18 protein-coding genes are annotated in these 20684 nt (G+C 69.1%); 12 read left to right on the forward strand and 6 right to left on the reverse strand.

The annotated features are described in order from the left end of the window. Positions 1 to 227 precede the first annotated feature (227 nt). Genes BG90_RS01500 through BG90_RS01505 form a run of 3 tightly spaced genes read left to right on the forward strand, consistent with a single transcriptional unit; the run spans position 228 to position 4053 of the window. Positions 228 to 2504: an FUSC family protein gene (locus BG90_RS01500; protein ID WP_010114704.1), complete on the forward strand. Its 2277-nt coding sequence runs from the start codon at positions 228 to 230 to the stop codon at positions 2502 to 2504. Further along, a complete protein-coding gene (locus BG90_RS31550) occupies positions 2501 to 2692 on the forward strand; it encodes a hypothetical protein (RefSeq protein WP_010102614.1) in 192 nt (63 codons plus the stop codon). The genes BG90_RS01500 and BG90_RS31550 overlap by 4 nt, the downstream gene beginning before the upstream one ends. After that, positions 2689 to 4053 (forward strand): amino acid permease, encoded by a 1365-nt coding sequence (locus BG90_RS01505; protein WP_045568028.1) that lies wholly within the window; start codon positions 2689 to 2691, stop codon positions 4051 to 4053. The genes BG90_RS31550 and BG90_RS01505 overlap by 4 nt, the downstream gene beginning before the upstream one ends. 40 nt (positions 4054 to 4093) lie before the next feature. Here the strand turns inward: BG90_RS01505 and BG90_RS36585 are convergent, their stop codons facing one another. Continuing rightward, positions 4094 to 4267: a hypothetical protein gene (locus tag BG90_RS36585; protein ID WP_010102611.1), complete on the reverse strand. Its 174-nt coding sequence runs from the start codon at positions 4265 to 4267 to the stop codon at positions 4094 to 4096. A gap of 263 nt (positions 4268 to 4530) precedes the next feature. Between BG90_RS36585 and BG90_RS01510 the strand changes: the two genes are divergently transcribed. From BG90_RS01510 to BG90_RS01520, 3 genes are read left to right on the forward strand one after another with little or no spacing between them, the layout of a single operon-like run. Beyond that, positions 4531 to 5574 (forward strand): Fe(3+) ABC transporter substrate-binding protein, encoded by a 1044-nt coding sequence (locus tag BG90_RS01510; protein WP_010114696.1) that lies wholly within the window; start codon positions 4531 to 4533, stop codon positions 5572 to 5574. Next, positions 5564 to 7276, forward strand: a complete 1713-nt coding sequence (locus tag BG90_RS01515) for an ABC transporter permease (protein ID WP_045568029.1) — start codon at positions 5564 to 5566, stop codon at positions 7274 to 7276. The genes BG90_RS01510 and BG90_RS01515 overlap by 11 nt, the downstream gene beginning before the upstream one ends. A 10-nt stretch (positions 7277 to 7286) precedes the next feature. Next, complete coding sequence (locus BG90_RS01520; RefSeq protein WP_010121162.1) at positions 7287 to 8057, forward strand: ABC transporter ATP-binding protein; 771 nt, start codon at positions 7287 to 7289, stop codon at positions 8055 to 8057. A gap of 42 nt (positions 8058 to 8099) precedes the next feature. Here BG90_RS01520 and BG90_RS01525 read toward each other — a convergent pair whose 3' ends face one another. Continuing rightward, positions 8100 to 8567 (reverse strand): Lrp/AsnC family transcriptional regulator, encoded by a 468-nt coding sequence (locus BG90_RS01525; RefSeq protein ID WP_010111460.1) that lies wholly within the window; start codon positions 8565 to 8567, stop codon positions 8100 to 8102. Between the two features lie 146 nt (positions 8568 to 8713). Between BG90_RS01525 and BG90_RS01530 the strand changes: the two genes are divergently transcribed. The 3 genes from BG90_RS01530 (at position 8714) to BG90_RS01540 (ending at position 10445) form a co-directional block, all read left to right on the forward strand. After that, positions 8714 to 9370: a cysteine dioxygenase family protein gene (locus BG90_RS01530; protein ID WP_010111458.1), complete on the forward strand. Its 657-nt coding sequence runs from the start codon at positions 8714 to 8716 to the stop codon at positions 9368 to 9370. Between the two features lie 162 nt (positions 9371 to 9532). Next, the gene (locus BG90_RS01535; protein WP_010121164.1) at positions 9533 to 9859 is read left to right on the forward strand and encodes a hypothetical protein; all 327 of its coding nucleotides are present in this window, start codon (positions 9533 to 9535) and stop codon (positions 9857 to 9859) included. A gap of 22 nt (positions 9860 to 9881) precedes the next feature. After that, positions 9882 to 10445 carry an NADPH-dependent FMN reductase gene (locus tag BG90_RS01540; protein ID WP_010121166.1) on the forward strand — a complete coding sequence of 188 codons (564 nt, stop codon included), beginning with the start codon at positions 9882 to 9884 and terminating at the stop codon, positions 10443 to 10445. Between the two features lie 117 nt (positions 10446 to 10562). On the opposite strand, the gene BG90_RS01545 is transcribed toward BG90_RS01540, so the two are convergent. From BG90_RS01545 to BG90_RS01560, 4 genes are all read right to left on the reverse strand, one after another. Then, entirely contained in the window at positions 10563 to 13136 is a 2574-nt protein-coding gene (locus BG90_RS01545) for a mechanosensitive ion channel family protein (protein ID WP_082094583.1), read from the reverse strand. Between the two features lie 207 nt (positions 13137 to 13343). Beyond that, positions 13344 to 13985, reverse strand: a complete 642-nt coding sequence (locus BG90_RS01550) for an NAD(P)-dependent oxidoreductase (protein WP_010114686.1) — start codon at positions 13983 to 13985, stop codon at positions 13344 to 13346. Between the two features lie 259 nt (positions 13986 to 14244). Then, complete coding sequence (locus BG90_RS01555; protein WP_010114684.1) at positions 14245 to 14703, reverse strand: Rrf2 family transcriptional regulator; 459 nt, start codon at positions 14701 to 14703, stop codon at positions 14245 to 14247. Between the two features lie 90 nt (positions 14704 to 14793). Continuing rightward, the gene (locus BG90_RS01560) at positions 14794 to 15267 is read right to left on the reverse strand and encodes a BCAL1086 family glycoprotein (RefSeq protein ID WP_010102599.1); all 474 of its coding nucleotides are present in this window, start codon (positions 15265 to 15267) and stop codon (positions 14794 to 14796) included. Between the two features lie 331 nt (positions 15268 to 15598). On the opposite strand from BG90_RS01560, the gene BG90_RS01565 reads away from it, so the two are divergent. The 3 genes from BG90_RS01565 (at position 15599) to BG90_RS01575 (ending at position 20674) form a co-directional block, all read left to right on the forward strand. After that, on the forward strand, positions 15599 to 17557 hold the full coding sequence (locus tag BG90_RS01565; protein ID WP_010114680.1) for a PhoX family protein: 1959 nt from the start codon (positions 15599 to 15601) through the stop codon (positions 17555 to 17557). Between the two features lie 541 nt (positions 17558 to 18098). Next, complete coding sequence (locus BG90_RS01570) at positions 18099 to 18926, forward strand: IclR family transcriptional regulator (RefSeq protein WP_025989744.1); 828 nt, start codon at positions 18099 to 18101, stop codon at positions 18924 to 18926. 416 nt (positions 18927 to 19342) lie between these two features. Beyond that, positions 19343 to 20674 (forward strand): MdtA/MuxA family multidrug efflux RND transporter periplasmic adaptor subunit, encoded by a 1332-nt coding sequence (locus BG90_RS01575; protein WP_025989743.1) that lies wholly within the window; start codon positions 19343 to 19345, stop codon positions 20672 to 20674. Positions 20675 to 20684 lie beyond the last annotated feature (10 nt).

Here is a 20684-nt window from a genome sequence, read left to right on the forward strand (position 1 = left end):
GCCGCGGCGACGCAAGCCGCGCCGCGCTGCCGTCGGATCGCGGACGGCGCCGGGCCGGCATCGCGACCGCGATGCGCGGGCGACGCGCTGAACCTGCGCCCCGCGCCGCGGTCTGAATCCGAACGCCGAACGCCCCGAAACACCGGTTTTCGCGTCGCGGAAATACGATAGACTCGTCGCCAATCAGAACACCCCCGGCGCCTCGTCGCCAGCTCACTCGCCCATCGATGCGCTATTCGGTCGAAATCAGGAAGTTCTTCTACAGCCAGTATTTCTTCGGCGGCCTACGGATCGCGCTCGGCGTGTCGCTGCCCGCGGTGCTGAGCCTCATCGTGCTGCACGACCGCGAGCTCGGCTTCACGATCGCGACGGGCGCGCTCGGCGCGTGCGTCGTCGACATGCCGGGCCCGCTCAAGTACAAGCACAACGAAATGCTCGCGTGCAGCGTGATCGGCTTCTTCTCCGCGCTCGCCACCGGGCTCGCGACGCCGAACATCTTCGCGCTGTGGCTCACGATCGTGCCGCTCACGTTCGCGCTGTCGCTCATCGTCGTCTACGGCAACCGCTGGCCGCAGATCAGCTTCGCGACGCTGTTCATGATGGTGATGACGCTCGAAGAAAAGTTCACGCCGCTGCAGGCGCTCGTCAACGCGGCGTGGATCCTCGCGGGCGGGCTCTGGTACACGTACTGGGCGACGCTCGTGTCACGCTGGCAGGCGCGCCGGATCGAGCAGCAGGCGCTCGCCGAGAGCCTCTTCGCGTGCGCGTCGTACCTGCTCGCGCGGGCGGATTTCTACGATCTCGACGCGGATCTCGACGAATGCTACCGCAACCTCGTCGCGAAGCAGATCACCGCGGTCGAGACGCAGGAGACCGCGCGCGACATCGTCCTGCGCAACCTGCCGAAGCTGCGCCGCGGCAAGCTCGACCCGGGCCGCACGATGATGTTCAACCTGTTCATCAACAGCGTCGACCTGCACGAGATGTTCGTCGGCGCGCACACCGACTATCCGCTCGTGCGCAGCACGTTCGGCGGCTCGGACCTGATCATCTTCTACCGTGATTTGATCCGCAAGGCGGCCGCCGATCTCGAGGAGATCGGCTTCGCGGTGCTCGAGAACCGGCTGCCGCATTCGCGGATCAGCGTAAAGGCCGAGTTGCGCGCGATCGAATACGAGATCGAGCTGATGCGCAAGAAGCAGTTCGCGGCGGCGAACCCGGAAGCCTACGCGGCCGTGCTCGCGACGTTCCGCCGGATCTGGAGCGCCACGCGCCTCATCGACAAGATGCGCCGCAACCTGTCGGGCAGCGCCGATGCGCAGCAGACCGAACTGAAGATCGACAAGGCGCTGTCGCGCTTCCTGCAGAAGCGCCGGATGTCGCCGCTTCTGATCTTCTCGAACCTGAACATGGGGTCGCCGAGCTTCAGGCACGCGCTGCGCGTGACGATCGCGGTCGCGGTCGGCTTCTGGCTCGGGCGCCTCCTGCCGCTCACGAACGCGTACTGGATCGTGATGACGAGCATCATCATCCTGAAGCCCGGCTATTCGCTGACGAAGCAGCGCAACGCGCAGCGTATCGTCGGCACGCTGATCGGCTGCACGGCGAGTCTCGCGCTCATCTACACCGTCCGCGAGCCGCACGTGCTGATCGCGTTCATGTTCGCGTCGATGGTGATGAGCTACAGCCTGCTGCTCTTCAACTACGCGGCGAGCGTCGTGTTCACGTCGTCGTACGTGCTGCTTCTCTTCCATCTGCTCGCGCCCGGCAACATGCGGATCATCGGCGAGCGCGCGATCGACACCGTCGTCGGCTGCATGATCGCGATCGCGGCGAGCCGCCTCTTCCCGTACTGGGAATACCGCGCGATGGGCAATCTCGTCGCCGAGGTGCTCGCGACGACCCGCAAGTACTTCGAAGCGACGTGGCGCGTGGGCCGCGGCAAGACCGCGCCCGCCGTGCCCGTCGCCGACGGCGTGGCGGCCGTGCCCGCGGTCGCCGCGGCGGTCGAGGCGGTCGCGCCCGGCCTCGACGCGGACTATCGATACCGGCTCGCGCGCAAGAACGTGCACATCGCGTTCGCGAACCTGGGCCAGGCGTTCCAGCGGATGATGCTCGAGCCGAAGGCGCACCAGAAGTTCGTGCCGGAGCTGAACGACCTGCTCGTGCAGACCCACGTGCTCGGCGCGCAGATCACCGCGGCCGCGCCGCTCCTGCGCCATGCGTGCGCGGAAAGCAACCCGCCCGCGCTCGAGCGGGGAATGGCCGCCGTGCGCGAGCATCTCGAGCTGGCCGAGGCCGGCACCCCGCCGCCGTCGAACCAGGCCGATGCGACCCGGCAATTGACGCGCGAGCTCGATTCGATGGTCGTCGACGCCGAGCGCTCGGACGCGAGCGCCGATCTCACGCACGACCTGAAGGTGCTCGCGCACCAGTGCAAGCAGATGCTCGCGTCGTCGCTGCTGATCCGCAAGGACGCGAGCGTGATCCGCCTGCCCGAGTGAGCCGTCCGCGTCACCCCTGCCTTTCCACCGTTTCGCGCCGCGCGGGCACTCAGGGATTCCCTGACTACTGCCCGCGCGCGCCGATTGGTATGATCTTTCGCGCGCCAAGTTGTCTATACAACTTTTCGAGCGCGAGCGCCGGGCCGCTGCGTCCGGCCGACGACATCAATCATTCGGAGACACGATGAAGAACTTGCAGCGCCACCTGAGCGCGCGGCACATCCGCTTTCTCGCGCTCGGCTCGGCGATCGGCACGGGCCTCTTCTACGGCTCGGCGTCCGCGATCCAGCTGGCGGGCCCCGCCGTCATCCTCACGTACATCCTCGGCGGCGCGGCCGTCTACATGGTGATGCGCGCGCTCGGCGAAATGGCCGTGCGCGAGCCCGTGCCGGGCTCGTTCGGCCACTACGCGACCGAGAACCTCGGCCCGTTCGCGGGCTTCGTCACCGGCTGGACCTACACGCTCGAGATGGTGATCGTCGCGATCGCCGACATCACCGCGTTCGGCATCTACATGGGCTTCTGGTTTCCGGACGTGCCGCAATGGATCTGGGTGCTCGCGGTCGTCGCGATCATCTGCGGGCTCAACCTGTGCCACGTGAAGGTGTTCGGCGAGCTGGAATTCTGGCTGTCGATCATCAAGGTGGGGGCGATCGTCGCGATGATCGGCGGCGGCGCGGCCATTCTTTTCACCGGGATGAAGCTCGGCGGCAGCGGCGCGCCGTCGCTGTCGAACCTGTGGTCGCACGGCGGCTTCCTGCCGAACGGCGTCGGCGGCCTCGTCGCGTCGCTGTCGGTCGTGATCTTCGCGTACGGCGGAATCGAGGTGATCGGCATGAGCGCGGGCGAGGCGAAGAACCCCGAGCGCGTGATTCCGCGCGCGATCAATGCCGTGCCGGTGCGGATCCTGCTCTTCTACGTGCTGACGATGGTCGTGCTGATGTCGATCTTCCCGTGGACGGGCGTCGGCTCGAGCGGCAGCCCGTTCGTGCAGATCTTCTCGGCGCTCGGCGTGCGTTCCGCCGCCGAGATCCTGAATCTCGTCGTGATCAGCGCGGCGATCTCCGCGATCAACAGCGACATCTTCGGCGCGGGCCGGATGATGTACGGGATGGCGCTGCAGCGCCAGGCGCCGCGCGCGCTCGCCGCGATGTCAGCGCGCGGCGTGCCGTGGGTCACGGTGCTCGTGATGGCGGGCGCGCTGCTCATCGGCGTCGTGCTCAACTATCTGATGCCGAAGGACGTGTTCCTGATGGTCGCCGCGATCGCGACGTTCGCGACGGTCTGGGTCTGGCTGATGATCCTGCTGTCGCAGGTCGCGATGCGCCGCCGGCTGAGCCCGGCCGAGACCGCCGCGCTGAAGTTCAAGGTGCCGTTCTGGCCGATCGGCCCGGCGCTCACGATCGCGTTCATGGCGTTCGTGATCGCGATGCTCGGGTATTTCGACGATACGCGCATCGCGCTCTTCGTCGGCGCCGCGTGGCTCGTGATCCTCGCGCTCGTGTTCTATACGCGGGTCAGGCCGCGGCTTCCGGCCGTCGCGCGCTGACGCGCGACGCGCGCGGCGCGCCGGCGGCGCCCGCGCGCGATCAGCCGTGCGCGGACGCGGCGCTCGCCGACGCCCCCTGCGGATGGGCTTCGTCGTATTCGTGCTTCTGCGAAATCGCGTTGTACAGGATCGTGCCGATCACGAGCACGACGGCCACGACGATCAGAATCGCCACGCCGAACACCGGATTCTTCTTGCTGCGCGGGTCGTTCATCGCCTGCTGCGCTCCGTCAAAAAATCGTCAAGCCGGCATTCTACGCGCAACCGCGTCCGCGTCGCCGCCCGCCCCGCCCGCCTTGCCCGTGCCGCCCGCCGCGCGCCATTCGTCAGATGTTTTGCGAACGATTCGCATATGGGAATCGTTCCCGTTTCGCATTACAATCCAAATCTTTCATTTTGTAATTTTCATTCCGCGACGGCCGCACGCCCCGCCTGCCGGAGCGTCCGTCCATCGCACGTCCCTAGCCGGAGCCCTCCATGTTCCTGAAGCAAGCCCGCCCGCTGCTGCGCACGCTCGCGTTCGCGTTCGCACTCGCCGCCGTCGCGCCCGCCGCGCAGGCGGCGAACGAAGTCAATCTCTACACGACCCGCGAGCCGAAGCTGATCCAGCCGCTCATCGACGCGTTCACGAAGCAAAGCGGGATCGCCGTCAACACGGTGTTCGTCAAGGACGGGCTCCTCGAGCGCGTGAAGGCGGAAGGCGCGCGCTCGCCGGCCGACGTGCTGATGACGGTCGATATCGGCAACCTGCTCGATCTCGTCGACGGCGGGCTCACGCAGCCGGTGCGCTCGCAGCCGCTCGACGACGCGATCCCCGCGAACCTGCGCAGCGCGCGCGGCGACTGGTATGCGCTGTCGCTGCGCGACCGCGTGCTGTACGTCGACAAGAACATGAAGCTCGACGCGATCACGTACGAGTCGCTCGCCGATCCGAAATGGAAAGGCAAGGTCTGCATCCGCTCGGGCCAGCATCCGTACAACACCGCGCTCGTCGCCGCGATGATCGCGCACGACGGCGAAGCCGCGACCGAGCAGTGGCTGCGCGGCGTGAAGGCGAATCTCGCGCGCAAGGCGACGGGCGGCGATCGCGACGTCGCGCGCGACATCCTCGGCGGGATCTGCGACGTCGGGCTCGCGAACGCGTACTACGTCGGTCACATGAAGCACGCGGAGCCGGGCACCGACGCGCGCAAGTGGGGCGACGCGATCAAGGTCGTGCGCCCGACGTTCGCGAACGCGAAGAGCGGCGGCACGCACGTCAACGTGAGCGGCGCGGCCGTCGCGAAGCACGCGCCGAACAAGGACAACGCGGTGAAGCTGCTCGAATACCTCGCGTCGCCGCCCGCGCAGGCGCTCTACGCGCAGGCGAACTACGAGTATCCGGTGCGCGCGGGCGTGACGCTCGATCCGGTGATCGCCGGCTTCGGGCCGCTGAAGGTCGATCCGCTGCCGCTCGTCGAGATCGCGAAGCACCGCAGGCGCGCAAGCCAGCTCGTCGACAAGGTCGGCTTTGACAACTGACGCCGCCGTCGCGCGCCGCCCGCTCGCGCGTGTTCGCGCGGGCGTCGGCGAGCGTCTGCGCGCGCTCGCCCCGCGTGTCGCCGCGCGCGGGTGGCTCGCCGCCGCCGCGGCGATCGCGGCGCTCGTCGCGACGCCGCTCGCCGCGCTCGCGTGGTCCGCGCTCGGCGCCGATCTGTCGCACTGGCGCCACCTCGCCGAATTCGTGCTGCCGCAGGCGACGGCGAACACGCTCGCGCTGCTCGCGGGCGTCGGCGCGATCGTCGCGTGCGTCGGCACGGGCGCCGCCTGGCTCGTCACCGCCTACGACTTCCCCGGACGCCGCACGCTCGCATGGGCGCTGCTGCTGCCGCTCGCGGTACCGTCGTACATCGTCGCGTTCGCGTACCTCGACCTGCTCCATCCGATCGGCCCCGTGCAGTCCGCGCTGCGCTGGATGCTCGGCTTCGACAGCCCGCGCGAATTCCGCCTGCCCGACCTGCGCTCGCTGCCGGGCGCGATCGCCGTGCTCGGCTTCGTGCTGTATCCGTACGTCTATCTGTGCACGCGCGCGATGTTCGTCACGCAATCGGCGAGCCTGATCGAAGCCGCGCGCACGCTCGGCGCGGGCCGCGTCGAGACGTTCCTGCGCGTCGTGCTGCCGCTCGCGCGGCCGGCGATCGCGGTCGGCGTGAGCCTCGCCCTCCTCGAGACGCTGAACGACGTCGGCGCGTCCGAGTTCCTCGGCGTGCAGACGCTCACCGTATCCGTCTACACGACGTGGGTCACGCGCTCGGACCTCGCGAGCGCCGCGCAGATCGCGCTCGCGATGCTCGCGATCGTGTTCGGCGCCATCGCGCTCGAACGCTACGGCCGCCGCCGCGAGCGCTACGCGCACGGCCGCCGGATGCGCGCGATCGAGCCGCGGCGGCTGCGCGGCGCGGCCGCCGTCGGCGCGGCGGCGCTCGGCTGGCTGCCGGTCGTCGCCGGCTTCGGCGCGCCCGCCGCGTATCTGGTCCACGAAACCGCGAAGCGGCTGCATCTCGTGGGCGGCGTGTCCGGACAACTGCTCGCGAGCCTCGCGAACACGCTTGCCGTCGCGCTCGCCGCGACCGTCGTCACGCTCGCGTGCGGCATCGTCGTCGCGTGGGCGACGCGCCGCGCGCGCGACAGCGCCCGCGTCCAGCCGAGCCGCGTCTGCGCGCGGCTCGCGAGCGTCGGCTATGCGGTGCCGGGCACCGTGCTCGCGATCGGCCTTCTCGCGCCGCTCGCGCTCGCCGATCGCGCGATCGCCGCCGCGTTCGACCGGGACGGGCTCGTGCTGATGGGCTCGGCGGCCGCGCTCGTGGTCGCGTATGCGATCCGCTTCCTCGCGATTCCCGCCGGCAGCATCGAGGCCGGACTCGCGCGGATTCCCGCATCGCTCGAGCAGGCGTCGCGCACGCTCGGCGAATCGGCGGGCATGACGCTCTGGCGCGTGCATCTGCCGCTGTTGCGCCCCGCGCTCGGCGCGAGCGCGCTGCTCGTGTTCGTCGACGCGATGAAGGAGCTGCCCGCGACGCTGCTGCTGCGCCCGCTCAACTTCGACACGCTCGCGACCTGGCTCTATGCCGAAGCCGCGCGCGGCACCTACGAGGAAGGCGCGGTCGCCGCGCTCGCGATCGTCGTGGCGGGACTGGCGCCCGTGATCGTGCTCGCGCGCACCCAACTGAAATCCGGATCCTGAGATTCACGCCATGCTGCTCGAACTGAACGCCGTCACGCTCGCCTACGACACGCCGCGCGGCCGGCGCACGATCGTCGACCGCCTGAACCTCGCGCTCGAGCGCGGCGCGATCGGCTGCCTGCTCGGCGCGTCCGGCTGCGGGAAGACGACGGTGCTGCGCGCGATCGCGGGCTTCGAGCCCGTGCGCGCGGGCGAGATCGTGCTGGCGGGCGCCGCGCTCGCGAGCCGCGATGCCGACGTGCCGCCGGAAAAACGCCGCGTCGGGATGATGTTCCAGGACTACGCGCTGTTCCCGCACCTGTCCGCGCAGCAAAACGTCGAGTTCGGGCTGCGCCGCGCGCCGAAGGCGCAACGCCGCGCGCGCGCCGCGCAGATGCTCGAGCTCGTCGGCCTCGCCGACGCGGCGAACGCGTATCCGCACGAACTGTCGGGCGGCCAGCAGCAGCGGATCGCGCTCGCCCGCGCGCTCGCGCCGTCGCCGGAGCTGCTGCTGCTCGACGAGCCGTTCTCGAATCTCGACGTCGACACCCGCGAGCGGCTCGCGTTCGAGGTGCGCGACATCCTGAAGGCGGCGGGCCACACGGCGCTCTTCGTCACGCACAACCAGGCGGAAGCGTTCGCGCTCGCCGACCGGATCGGCGTGATCGACGACGGACGGCTCGCGCAATGGGACACGCCGTACAACCTCTATCACCATCCGGCGAGCGAATTCGTCGCGGATTTCGTGCGGCGCGACGCGCTCGCCGACGAGCGCCGGCGCGCGCTCGAGCGGGGGCGCTGAGCGGCAGCGTCGAACGCCGGCGCCGCGCGGGCTCGCCGTGCTTCAACCCGCGACGCCGTCGCGCACCGGCAGCGCGGTCGAATACTTGATCTGCTCCATCGCGAACGACGAGCTGACGTCGAAAAGCGGCACCGAGCGGATCAGCTTCTTGTAGATGCGGTCGTAGTCGTCGATGTCCGCGACGACGACCCGCAGCAGATAATCCGTCTCCCCGCTCATCCGGTAGACCTCGACGACTTCCGGCATGTCGCGCACCACCTGCGTGAAGCGCGCCGCCCACTCTTCCGTATGCTGGTTCGTGCGCACCGCGACGAACACCGTCGTGCCGACGCCGAGCTTGCGCGGATCGCACAGCGCGACTTGCGCGCGAATCGTGCCCGTCTCCTTGAGCCGCTGGATCCGTTTCCAGCAAGGCGTCTGCGACAGATTCACGCGCTGCGCGAGTTCGGCGATCGGCAGCGTCGCGTCCTCCTGCAGCAGCTCGAGCAACTTACGATCGATCGCGTCCATTTCCCCAGTCCCTAGCAAATAGAAAATTATTCTATTCATTGTTCGCATGAGGAAACAATATGGAATCCGTTTCTCCGAGTCGACCGGTATAAATACGTACCGGACCCGCACAACGTCGCTGCGGGAAAAGAACGACCGAGTCAACGATGAACCACGCCGCCTCCCTCATCCCGCAGGCACCGGATGCGCCCTCGAACCAGCGCGAACGCGAGCGCGCGACGTCCGCGCCGCGTCGCGCACTCGCCGCGCCGACGCCGATCGAGCGTTTCTGTGCGCGAATCGACGCCGCGTTCGACGCGCTCGCCAACGAATCCGCGCCGTCGCGACATCCGGCGTTCGCACGCGAACTGCGCGCCGCGCTCGCGCAAGCCGTCGCGGCGCCGGGACTCCTCACGCCCGCGCAACGCGAAAGCGGCGCGGCGGGCTATCGGCGCCATCTGCTCGCCGCCGACCCGCTCGGCCGCTATGCGGTCGTGTCGCTCGTGTGGCGGCCCGGCCAATGGAGCCCCGTGCACGGCCATCATACGTGGTGCGGCTACGCGGTGCTCGAAGGCGAGCTCACGGAGATCGTCTACGGCTGGAACGACGCGGCCTGCCGTGCGATCGACGCGCGCAAGCGCGCGCGGCCGACGGGCGCGGCGTCTTATGTCTGCGCCGGGCGCGCGGCCATCCACCGGCTCGGGCATGCGGGCGCGCCGGCCGACGCGCCCGCGATTTCGCTGCACGTGTACGGCGTGGCCGGCGAGCAAGTGGCGACGCACGTGAACGACGTCGTCGCGGTCGACGCCGGCCCGTATGCGTGAGCGCGCGGCCGTCGGCCCCGATGCGAACCCGGGACCGGCGACGATTCGACGCCGCGGCGTTCGCGCCGACGCTCGCATCGGCGCGCCGGCTTGACCATCTCGCGTCGCGAGACGGAGGGAAACGCAATCGCCGCGGCATGACCGCGTCGTGCGGCTCGCTCGATGCCATTCGAGACGGCAATCGAGAACGCGCGCCCGACGCATCGGCTCGATCCCGCCGCGTTCGCCGTCAAGAAGAACCTGACGAGACTTGCCGCCGCGGTGCCTTCGGCTCGATACGGTGAGATCGGGCCCATCGGTCACGTGCGCCGGCAGTGGCGAACCCGCTTCGCCTTCGGCGCCGAGAAAGCGCCAATCGCATCCGCAGCGACGGTCCTGATCGTCCGCGTCATGGCATCCCGCCCCAAAAACGAAACGGCTCTCGCGAATGCAAGCACCGGCGCGACCCGCCCTCTCGTAGCCGACCGCGCGCCCGGCCCGCCGGCTTGATAGACTCCGACGCGTCCTCACGATGCACGACACGATGCGCACAATCGACATTCTGGCGATCTCGGGCAGCCTGCGAGCCACCTCGATCAACACCGCCGTGCTGCAAGCGGCCGCCGCGCTCGCGCCCGCAGGCATGCGCGTCTGCCTGTTCCGCCGGCTCGGCGAGTTCCCGCTGTTCAATCCGGACTTCGACGATCCGATGCCCGAGCCGGTCCAGGCGTTTCGCGATCGGCTGAACACGGCCAACGGCGTGCTGATCGCCAGCCCCGAGTACGCGCACGGCGTGACGGGCGTGATGAAGAACGCGCTCGACTGGGTGGTCGGCTGCGAGGCGATGGTGTGCAAGCCGGTTGCGGTGCTCAACGCGTCGCCGCGCGCGACGCATGCGGACGCGGCGCTCAAGGAGACGCTCGCTGTCATGTCGGCCTCGATCGTTGCGGATGCATCGGTTGCGCTGCCGATTCTCGGCGCGAAGCTCGACGCCGAAGGCATCGCGTCGCATCCGGAATTCGCGAGCGTGCTGTCCGCGGCGCTGCGGGCGCTGCAGCGCGATATCGGCATCCGCGACGCGAGCGCGGCGAACTAGCCTCGATCGCACGCGTTCATGCGCGCCTGGACGCGGCTTCCGCGCACCTGCCGGGCGGGCGAGCCATGGCCCGTCGAGCCACGACTTCGCCGCCACGCGTCGCGCGCGGCATGCGCATCAACCGCTCGACGCGTCCCGCTTGCCCGCAGCCGCCGCACGAACATCGGCGCGCTGCTCGACGCGCGCGTCGGCGCCGCCCTCGCCCTGCCGTTCGCCGTCGCGTCCCGCGCCGTCGTGCGCGACGCGCTCCGGACCGCGCTCGTCGCGCTTCTCATCGCGCGCCGTCTCGCCCTTCGCATCCTCCGCCGCGACACCGCCCGTCGCCGTCGAATAGACGCGCATCTGCGGCAGCGGAATCTCGATGCCGGCGTCGTCCATCCGCCGCTTGATCCGCGCATTGAACGCGCGCATCACGGTCGACTGCTGCTGCGGCCGCGTGCGGATCTGTCCCTTGACGACCATCCAGTTCGGCTCGAAGCGGTCGAGCCCCCATATCTCGACCGCGCCCAGCATCAGCCGGCGCATCGCGACGTCGCTCCACAGATCCGCGCCCGCATCGCGGATCAGCCGCGTGACGTGGTCGAGATCGGCGGAGAACGGCGCGCGCACTTCGAACACCGCACAGCCGTAGTCGCGCGACAGGTTCTTGACGATCTTGATCTGCGAGAACGGGATCGAATGCAGCGCGCCCTGCCCGTCGCGCAGCCGCACCGTGCGGATCGTCAGATGCTCGACCGTGCCCGCATGGCCGCCGTCGACGTCGATCCAGTCGCCGACCGAGATCGTGTCCTCGACGATGATGAAGAGCCCGGTAATGAGGTCCGACACGAGCGACTGCGCGCCGAAGCCGACCGCGAGGCCGATCACGCCCGCGCCGGCGAGAAGCGGCGTCACGTTGATCCCGAGATTCGCCGCCGTGACGATCGCGGCGACGGTGACGATCGTCACGAACGCGACGTTGCGCACGAGCGGCAGCATCGTGCGCGCACGCATGCTCGGATTGCGGCTCTTGCCGCGCGAACTCGCCGAGCTGAGCGCCTCGAGGATCGCGGTGTCGACGACGATCCACGCAAGCCACGCGACGAACAGCGTGACGACGATCGCCGTCACCGCCTGCGCGATCCCGCGCGCGGCGACGCTGTGCTCGACGATCCGCGCGAGCGAGATCCCCCACAAGCGCGACGTCAGTTCGACGTAGCCGAGCCAGACGAAGAGCGTCGCGAGCGAGCCCGCGAAGCGCACGAGCCGCGCGACGTACGCGGAGCGGTGGCGGCGCTTGCGATGGGTCGGATGCGGGCGCGTGACGCGCAGCGCGACGGCCGACAGGAAGAACGCGAGCACGAGCAGCAGCGCGCTCACGATCGAGATGCGCAGCAGATCGGACGACGAACGGCTGCCGAGCAGCGTGCCCGCCACCGCCGCGAACGCGAGCAGCAGCACGGGCGCGGGCCAGAACGCGGCCGCGAAGTCGGCCATCTCGGTCGTCGCGCGATGGCCGGTGCGCTGCGCGTGGCTGCGGTTGCGGATCAGGTGCGCGACGGGCCGCCGGTACGCGAGCGCGAAGCACGCGCAGAGCACGGCGGCCGCCATGCTCGACACGGTCGACACGAGGCTCGACAGGTCGACGCCGAGCTGCCACGCGATGTCGCGGTTGAGCGCCGCGTCGCCGAGTGCGCCGAACGCGCCGATCAGGCGCAGCAGCCCCCACGAGCGCCCGATCAGCACGCGCCCCGCCGCGCGCCGGTGGCCCGCGCTGAAGAGCGCGAACATGATGAGGCACAGCGACGCGAACACCGAGCCCGACACGATTGCGTACGCGACGACGAGCGCGAGCGTGCGGCCAAGCGAATCGGGCAGGCCGCGCGCGATCGCGAGCACGGCGACGAACGACACGATCCACGGCCCGACGCGCCGCAGCGCGAAGATCAGCATGTCCTTCGCGCCCGGGTTCGGATCGAGCTTGACCGCGATCCCGCAGCGCGCCCAGACCCGGTGTTGCGCCCAGATCAGAAACGCCGCGCACGCAAGCCAGCCGGCCAGCATCAGCACGAGATCGAGCAGGATCTGCGCGGGCGGCTGCGGCCCCGCGCCGCTTGCGAGCCCGTACAGCTCGCTGCCCGCCGCGCGAAAGCGTGCGGACCAGTAGCGCAGCGGCGTGTCGCGATCGCGCAGGCTCGCCTCGACGGACGCCATCCCGGACGCGATCGCGCCGAGGAGCCCCGTGCCCGTCGCGCCGGACGCCGCCGCGGCGGCGGACGCCGTCTGCGCGACCTGCGCGGCGAGCGCGACGCCGCGCAACTGCTTCAGTTGCGCGACGAGCTGCATGCGCTGCCGGTCGTTGTCGAGCATCTTGATGACGGAGTCGAACGAGCGCGCGATCTCGGCGGCGCTCGCGGGCGACGGCGCGGATGCGGGCGCGGCGGCCGATGCGCCCGACGCCGGCGCGGCGGCGTCCGACGCGGCGGCGGGCGCGATCAGCTTCTGGAGGGTTGCGAGACTCGGATTGGTCGCGGCTCGCGCGGCGGGCGGCGCGCCGGCAAGCACAAGACCGGCGAACGCGAGTACGAGCGCGGCGGCGCGCGCCGCCGAACGCCGCGCGATCGCCCCCGCGACGATCGACGAACGGGCGGCGACCGCCGCGAGAACCAAGGCGGCGCCGCGAGCGAAGAGCAAGCGAGGCGAAATCGGCATGCGATCGTATGGGTAATGACGACGATCGCCAGTGTAGCCCCAACGCGCGCGCCGCCTGCTTCGACGCGCGCCCGCCATGACGACGCGGCGCACCGGGGGGGACCCGGTGCGCCGCGCTCACGACCAGGCGTCTCGGCTAAGCGCCCCGGCCGATCGGCATGGATGCCGCGGACACCGCACGCGACGCGGCCGGCGCCCGCGCCGCGATCAGTACGCGACCGTCGCGACCTGGCGAACGAAGTGATTCTGCTCGATCTCGTCGACGAACGCGACCGCGTAGTCTTCGGCCGAGATCTTGCTGTTGCCGTCGGCGTCGACGATCAGCTTGCCCGCGCCCGTGCGGAACGTGCCGGTGCGCTCGCCGGGCGCGATCAGCGCGGCGGGCGAGAAGAACGTCCAGTCGAGGTCCTGCACCGTCGTCAGGTAGTCGTACGCGTCGCGATGCGCGAGCGCAACGGCCTTGTACGCGTCCGGGAAGCCTTCGGTATCGACGAGTTGCTTGCCGGGCGCGACTTCGAGCGTGCCCGCGCCGCCCACGACGACGACGCGCTTCACGCCTGCCTTGCGCGCGCCTTCGACGAGCGCCTTCGCCACGTCGACGACCTTCGACGCATCCTCCTGCTTCGGACCGTACGCGCTCGCGACGACGTCCTGGCCTTCGAGCGCGGCGGCGATGCTCGCCGCATCGAACAGGTCGGCCGCCTTCGCGGTCACGTTCCCGGCGCCCGCCGCCGGACGACGCGACAACGCCGTCACCTGATGGCCGCGGCGCGCCGCCTCGGCGGCGATCCGCGAGCCGATCATGCCGGTCGCGCCGAACAGAGCGATTTTCAAAGTGCGTTGCGTCATGTCGATTCTCCTGGTAAGCGAATATGTAACTAAATTAATTACATATTCAATCGAAAAAAGAGGGATCCACGATCCCCATCATAGTCAACTCGTCCGCCCGTCGTCACCGCCGCGCGGCGTTTCATCGGGCGACAGCCCTTGGCCTTTCATCCTTCGCGAGCCCGTTGTCGGGCCAGCGACGAATCCCAACTCAGTCGGCAGCCGCCGCGCACGTCCTATGCGACGCGCGCCGCCGCTTCCCGCTTGACCATCCAACGACTCAACCACTCGCCTGCGCGCCGCCCGGCTGCCCGGACGCCTCCGAACGCAATACGTCGGCCGTCACGTCGGCGAGCGTGCGCGTCGCGAGCGACGCCTCCATCGCCCGCTGTGCGTCGCCGATGTAGTCGGTCAACACGCCCTGGATGTGCCGTCCGACGAGGCATGCCGGATTCGGCGTCTCGCGGTGCAGCGCGAAAAGTTGCGCATCATCGACCGCGCGGTAGACGTCGAGCAGCGTGATGCTCGACGGCTCGCGCGCCAGCAGCGCGCCACCGCCCGCGCCGAGCTGCGACGTCGTGAGCCCCGCCGCCGCCAGCATCGACAGCAGGCGGCGAATCAGCGCCGGATTCGTGTTCACGCTGCCCGCGATCATGTCCGACGACAGCGGCACGCCTTCCTGCAGCGACAACAACGCGAGCGCGTGGACGGCAAACGCAAACCGGCTGCTCGTATTCATGATTCACCTGCAGCGGCGTGCGCTCGCACCCCGCTTCGACGACAATGTGTAACCATATTAATTACATTTAACCCGGGACGCAAGCGGAGTTTACTTGCTCGCCGCCGAATCGCTTGCGGCGGCCGCGCCCGAGGCGCCCAGCGCGGCCGTCTGGCTCCATTGCTGCAGCTTGCGGCCGGCCGCTTCGAGACTCGTGCCGGCCGCGACGGCGGCTTGACCGAGCACGGCGGACGCGGCGCCCTGCAGGTGCGCCTGCGCGGCGGCCGACACCGAGCTCGCGGTGACGGGCGGCACGGCGGACGCCGCCGACGCGACGCCCTGCTTCGCCGCCTCGATCTGCTGATTGACGAAGCTCGCGACCTGGTCGAGCTTTTGCGTCGTCTGGCTGGCCGCGCGGGCGGCGGCAACGGCCGCGGTATCGGGCGGCGGCGGCGCACTCGCTTCTTCCGGCTTCTTGCATCCGGCAAGCGCGGCGGCGGCAACGGCCGCGAGCGCGGCGGCGTACATCCGGCTGCGGCCGGTACGGGAAACGATGGCGGTTGCGTTGGCGATCTCGATCGTCATGGCGAATGGCGCGGCAAAGCGGCTCCGTGTGGCGAAAAAGCCATGATACGACGCGCCGACGCGCACCTGTCCGCTTCCGTTTCTTTTTTACATGTCGTTGCCGCATGGGCGACGCCGCGCACAGCGCCCGCGCGGCCGGTCACCGCCCGCGCGAGCCGCTCCCGCGCCTGCGCCCGCGCCCGCATCGCGAGACGCCCGTCCATTCATACAAAAGCAATTCAAAAAACTTTCATTTATAAAAAATAAACTTCCATCCAGTTTTCATCGCTGTCCGCCGCGCTCGATGTCGGCGCGTCCGCGTTTTCCGTCGCCCACAACAACTGGATTCCCCATGCCCGCGTTGCCCAATCCCTCCCGCCGCCATGCCCTGAAGATTCTCGCCAGCGCGCCGATGCTGCCGCTCTCCGGCGTCGCGCTCCCCGCCCTGCTGTCCGGTTGCGGCGGGGACGACAACGTCGCGGCCGCGCCGCCCGCGGCCAGCTTCGCGGCCGCCGCGTTCGCGCCGATGGCCGCGCCGACGCTCGCCGACCCGGCCGCGATGGCGACGACGACCGTCGGCTCGACGCTGTCGGTATCGTTCAGCGACGGCTCGACGCGCAACTACAAGCTCGCGTACCGGCCGTTCTTCGTGACGGGCGACCAGGTGCCGGACGGCAAAGGCGGCACGATCCTCGCGGGCGGCTACTACGACATCAACAACCGGCCGATCGTCGACGCGACGGTCGCGGGACGCGAGCGCCAGTTCTTCTCCGACTGTCCGGACGGCAGCTCGCTCCTCACGCTCAAGGACGCGAAGGTGCCTGGCGTGAAGGGCAACACGGTGTTCGCGGTCGTCCAGTTCGAATACGCGACGCGCAGCCAGAACGGCGATTCGGCGTACGGCCAGCTGCCGTCGCCGATCGCGGTGCTGACGCTCGATCAGGACCCGGCGACGGGCGCGCTCAAGCTCGTCAAGTACCACAACGTCGACACGTCGGCCGCGCACGGCCTGTGGATCACGTGCGGCGCGAGCCTGTCGCCGTGGAACACGCACCTGTCGAGCGAGGAGTACGAGCCGGACGCGACGAAGGCCGCGACCGACGCGCAGTTCAAGGCGTTCAGCCGGAACACTTTCGGCAGCGACACGGCCGCGAATCCGTACCACTACGGCCACCTGCCCGAGATCGTCGTGAACCCGGACGGCACGGGCGCCGTGAAGAAGCACTACTGCCTCGGGCGCATCTCGCACGAGCTGATCCACGTGATGCCCGACCAGCGCACCGTGATGATGGGCGACGACGCGACGAACGGCGGCCTCTTCATGTTCGTCGCGGACAAGCCGGCCGACCTGTCGGCGGGCACGCTGTACGTCGGCAAGTGGACGCAGACGTCGGCGGCGGGCGCGGGCGCGGCGACGCTCACGTGGATCAGGCTCGGCCACGCGACGAGCGCCGAGATCGAGGCGCTCGCGAACCGGCTGAAGGCGTCCGACATCATGGACGTCGCGACGACCGACCCGGCCGATCCGACGTTCGCGAAGATCCACTTCGGCGGCAAGTTCAACTGGATCCGCGTGAAGCCGGGGATGGAGCTCGCGGCCGCGTTCCTCGAGACGCACCGCTACGCGGCGCTCGCGGGCGGCAGCATGGCGTTCACGAAGCTCGAAGGGACGACCGCGAACGCGAAGGACAAGGTCGTCTACATGGCGATGTCGCGGCTCGAGACGTCGATGGTGAAAGGCAACGCGGTGTCGCGCGACGTCGCGCTCGACAAGAAGATCGCGGCGGGCGCCGTCTACGCGCTCGGCATGCGCGGCGGCCAGCGCGACACGTCGGGCGCCGCGATCGACAGCGAATGGGTGCCCGTCGACATGAGCGCGCCCGCGGCGCTCGTCGGCGAGGACCTGGCCGCGGCCGACGCGCTCGGCAATCTCGCGAATCCGGACAAGATCGCGAATCCGGACAACCTGAAGTTCTCGGAAAAGCTGCGCACCCTGTTCATCGGCGAGGATTCGGGGATGCACGTGAACAACTTCCTGTGGGCGTACAACGTCGACACGAAAAAGCTGTCGCGCGTGCTGTCGTGCCCGGCGGGCGCCGAGTCGACGGGCCTGCACGCAGTCGACGAGATCAACGGCTGGACCTACATCATGAGCAACTTCCAGCACGCGGGCGATTGGGAATCGCCGCTGCACGACAAGGTGAAGGGCACGCTCGATCCGCTCGTGCGCGCGAACTACAAGGACCGCTTCGGCGCGAGCGTCGGCTATCTGACGGCCGAGCCCGCGGCGATCCAGCTCAAGAAGGCGTGACAACCGGCTCTATTCGTCGTCACGGCTGATTCGCCGGCGCTCGACGCCGGGTTGGCGCGATGCCCTCGTGGCACCGCGCCTTTTTTTATGCGCGCTCGCCGCGTGCGGCGGCGCCGTTCGGCAAAGACCGGACAGGCCGACATCCTTCCGCACACATCCCAATATATGGAACAGCCAATCAAGCTGTGAACGGCAAAAAAAAAGCGCCACGGAGACCGTGGCGCTAAAAAAGTTCTAGCCATTCCGAGGGCCGTGCTAGAACCTGAGAGACTGCATCGAACGTCGTTCCCGACTAAACTAACGAAACAACGTTTCGAAATTAGGAGACATTTTTTCCGTTTCCGGCCGACAAGTCAAGCGAAAAATACATGCTCCCTCCTCATTCCCGACGGTGCGCGACCCGACATTTCCCTAATAAACTCAGGGAAAATCAGTAAATATTGCGCATCGTGAAAGATTATGGCGAAGCGTGCGCATTTTCCGGTATTCGTCTTACAATTTATAAAAATCTGAAATCAAGTTTCGAAAAAGAGAGATATCCGTGACGACACGCTCCAACGCCCAACCCGTTTCCCGGGAACGGGAAGCCACCTCCGACGAAATCACGGCCCTCGCGCGCGGCTTGGCCGTCCTGCGTCGCATCGCGGCCTCCGATGCCCCGGTCAGCAACCGGGAACTGGCAGAATTGACAGGTATCCCGAAGCCAACCGTGTCGCGGATCACGGCGACGCTCGTCAGCGCCGGATTCCTGTTCCAGTTGCCCGACAGCGAGCGCTTCGTGCTGACGGCGTCGGTGCTCGAGCTCAGCAACGGCTTCCTGCGCAACTTCGACATCCGCGCGCGCTCGCGGCCGTTCCTCGTCGAGCTCGCCGAAAAGACCTCGCTGTCCGTCCACCTCGCGGTGCGCGACCGCCTCGACATGGTCGCGATCGACGTGATCCGCCCGCGCTCGGCGGTGCTCGTCACACGGCTCGAGACCGGCTCGCGGATGGACATCGCACGCACGGCGGTCGGCCGCGCGTACCTCGCGGCGCTCGAGGACGACGCGCGGCGCGAGCTGATCGGCGCGCTGCAGGCCGCGGCGGGCGACGACTGGCCGTTCGTCGTCGCACGGCTGAATTCCGCGCTCTCCGATATCGCGCAGAACGGCTATGCGATCGCGATCGGCGAATGGCGCGAGGAACTGAATGCAATCGCAGCGGGCTTCGTCGCGCCGACCGGCCAGCGCTACGCGGTCAACTGCGGCGGTTCCGCGCACCAGTGCACGCCCGACTTCCTGCGCTCGGTCGCGGTGCCCGCGCTACGCGAGTGCATCGCGAAGATCACGCGCGAGATCGGCGGCTCCGCCTGGCCGGACCGCGCGCGCTGACGCGCAGTCTTTCGCCATGCCTGCCGCCGCGGGCGGCACGCGGGCCGCGATGCCCACGCCCGACGCGCGCCCTTCGCCCTTCGCCCTTCGCCCTTCGCCCTTCGCCCTTCGCCCTTCGCCCTTCGCCCGCAGCCCGCAGCCCGCAGCCGACAACCGCACGCCCCCGCAAGCCGCCGCCCCGGCCGCGCGATCGCGCGCCGTCATCATCCGTTCATCTGTAACGACCGTAATTCGTTGAAAGATTGGATGCTGGACTGTAACCGTCATGGGGACGTAGCATCATGCAACCTCGCGCCGCTAACGGCGCACCCCGCTCTTTCGCGACGCGACCGGGCCGCAGCCGGCCCGCGCCGATCGCGAACGCGGCTCATCCGCGCCTGTCGTACGCGCTGCACGCCGACATCCAGATCGAACCGATGGACAACCAAGAAAAGCCCGCTCCCCGCTCTCCCGCCCACCCGCCGTCGGGCCCCGACGCGCCCCGCTCGCACCGCAAGCTGATCGCGTTCTGCACGCTCGCGGTCGTCGCGATCGGCGGCCTCTTGTGGTGGCATCCATGGAAGGACGGCGCAAGCGGGGCAAGCGGCGCGACCGCCGCGAGCCAGCCGGGCGGCGCGCGCAAGCGAGGCGGGCCGGCCGCGCTCGCGAACCTGCCGCAGCCCGTCCAGGTCGCGGCCGCGGCGCGCGGCGAGATGCCCATCGTCCTCAACGCGCTCGGCACGGTCACGCCGCTCGCGAACGTGGCGGTCAGGACCCAGCTGTCCGGATACCTGCAGTCCGTCTCGTTCCAGGAAGGCCAGATCGTCAGGAAAGGCGACGTGCTCGCGCAGATCGATCCGCGTCCGTACCAGATCACGCTCGCGAACGCGCAGGGCGCGCTCGCGCGCGACGAGGCGCTCCTCGCGACCGCGCGCCTCGACCTGCAGCGCTACCAGACGCTCGTCGCGCAGGATTCGATCGCAAAGCAGACGGCCGACACGCAGGCGTCGCTCGTCAAGCAGTACGAAGGCACCGTGCAGATCGACCGCGCGGCGATCGACTCCGCGAAGCTCAACCTGACGTACGCGCGGATCACGGCGCCCGTGTCGGGCCGCGTCGGCCTGCGGCAGGTCGATCCGGGCAACTACGTGACGCCGTCGGATACGAACGGCATCGTCGTCATCACGCAATTGCAGCCGATGAGCGTGATCTTCACGACGTCGGAAGACAACCTGCCGTCGATCCTCAAGCAGGTGAACGCCGGCAGCAAGCTGTCGATCACCGCGTACAACCGCAACAACACGACGCCGCTCGAAACCGGCGTGCTCGACACGCTCGACAATCAGATCGATACGTCGACGGGCACCGTGAAGCTGCGCGCGACGTTCGAGAACAAGAGCAACCTGCTGTTCCCGAATCAGTTCGTCAACACGCGCCTCCTCGTCGACACGATGCGCGACGCGACGATCGTGCCGACCTCGGCCGTGCTGACGGGCTCGATCGGCCAGTTCGTCTACGTCGTGAAGCCGGACAACACCGTGACCGTGCGCAAGGTGAAGCCCGGCCCCGTCGACGGCGAGCGCACGAGCATCGTCGACGGGCTCGCGGTCGGCGAGCGCGTCGTGACCGACGGCTCCGACCGGCTGCGCGAAGGCTCGGCGATCACGATTCCGGCCGAGCAGCCGAAGCACGCGTCGGGCGCGAAAGGCGCGTCGGCCGCGTCCGGCGCGCACAAGCGCCGCGCGGCGTCGCAGGCCCAGTCGCAATGACGCCGGCTGA

It is taken from the genome of Burkholderia oklahomensis C6786 (assembly GCF_000959365.1).
Classification (GTDB): domain Bacteria; phylum Pseudomonadota; class Gammaproteobacteria; order Burkholderiales; family Burkholderiaceae; genus Burkholderia; species Burkholderia oklahomensis.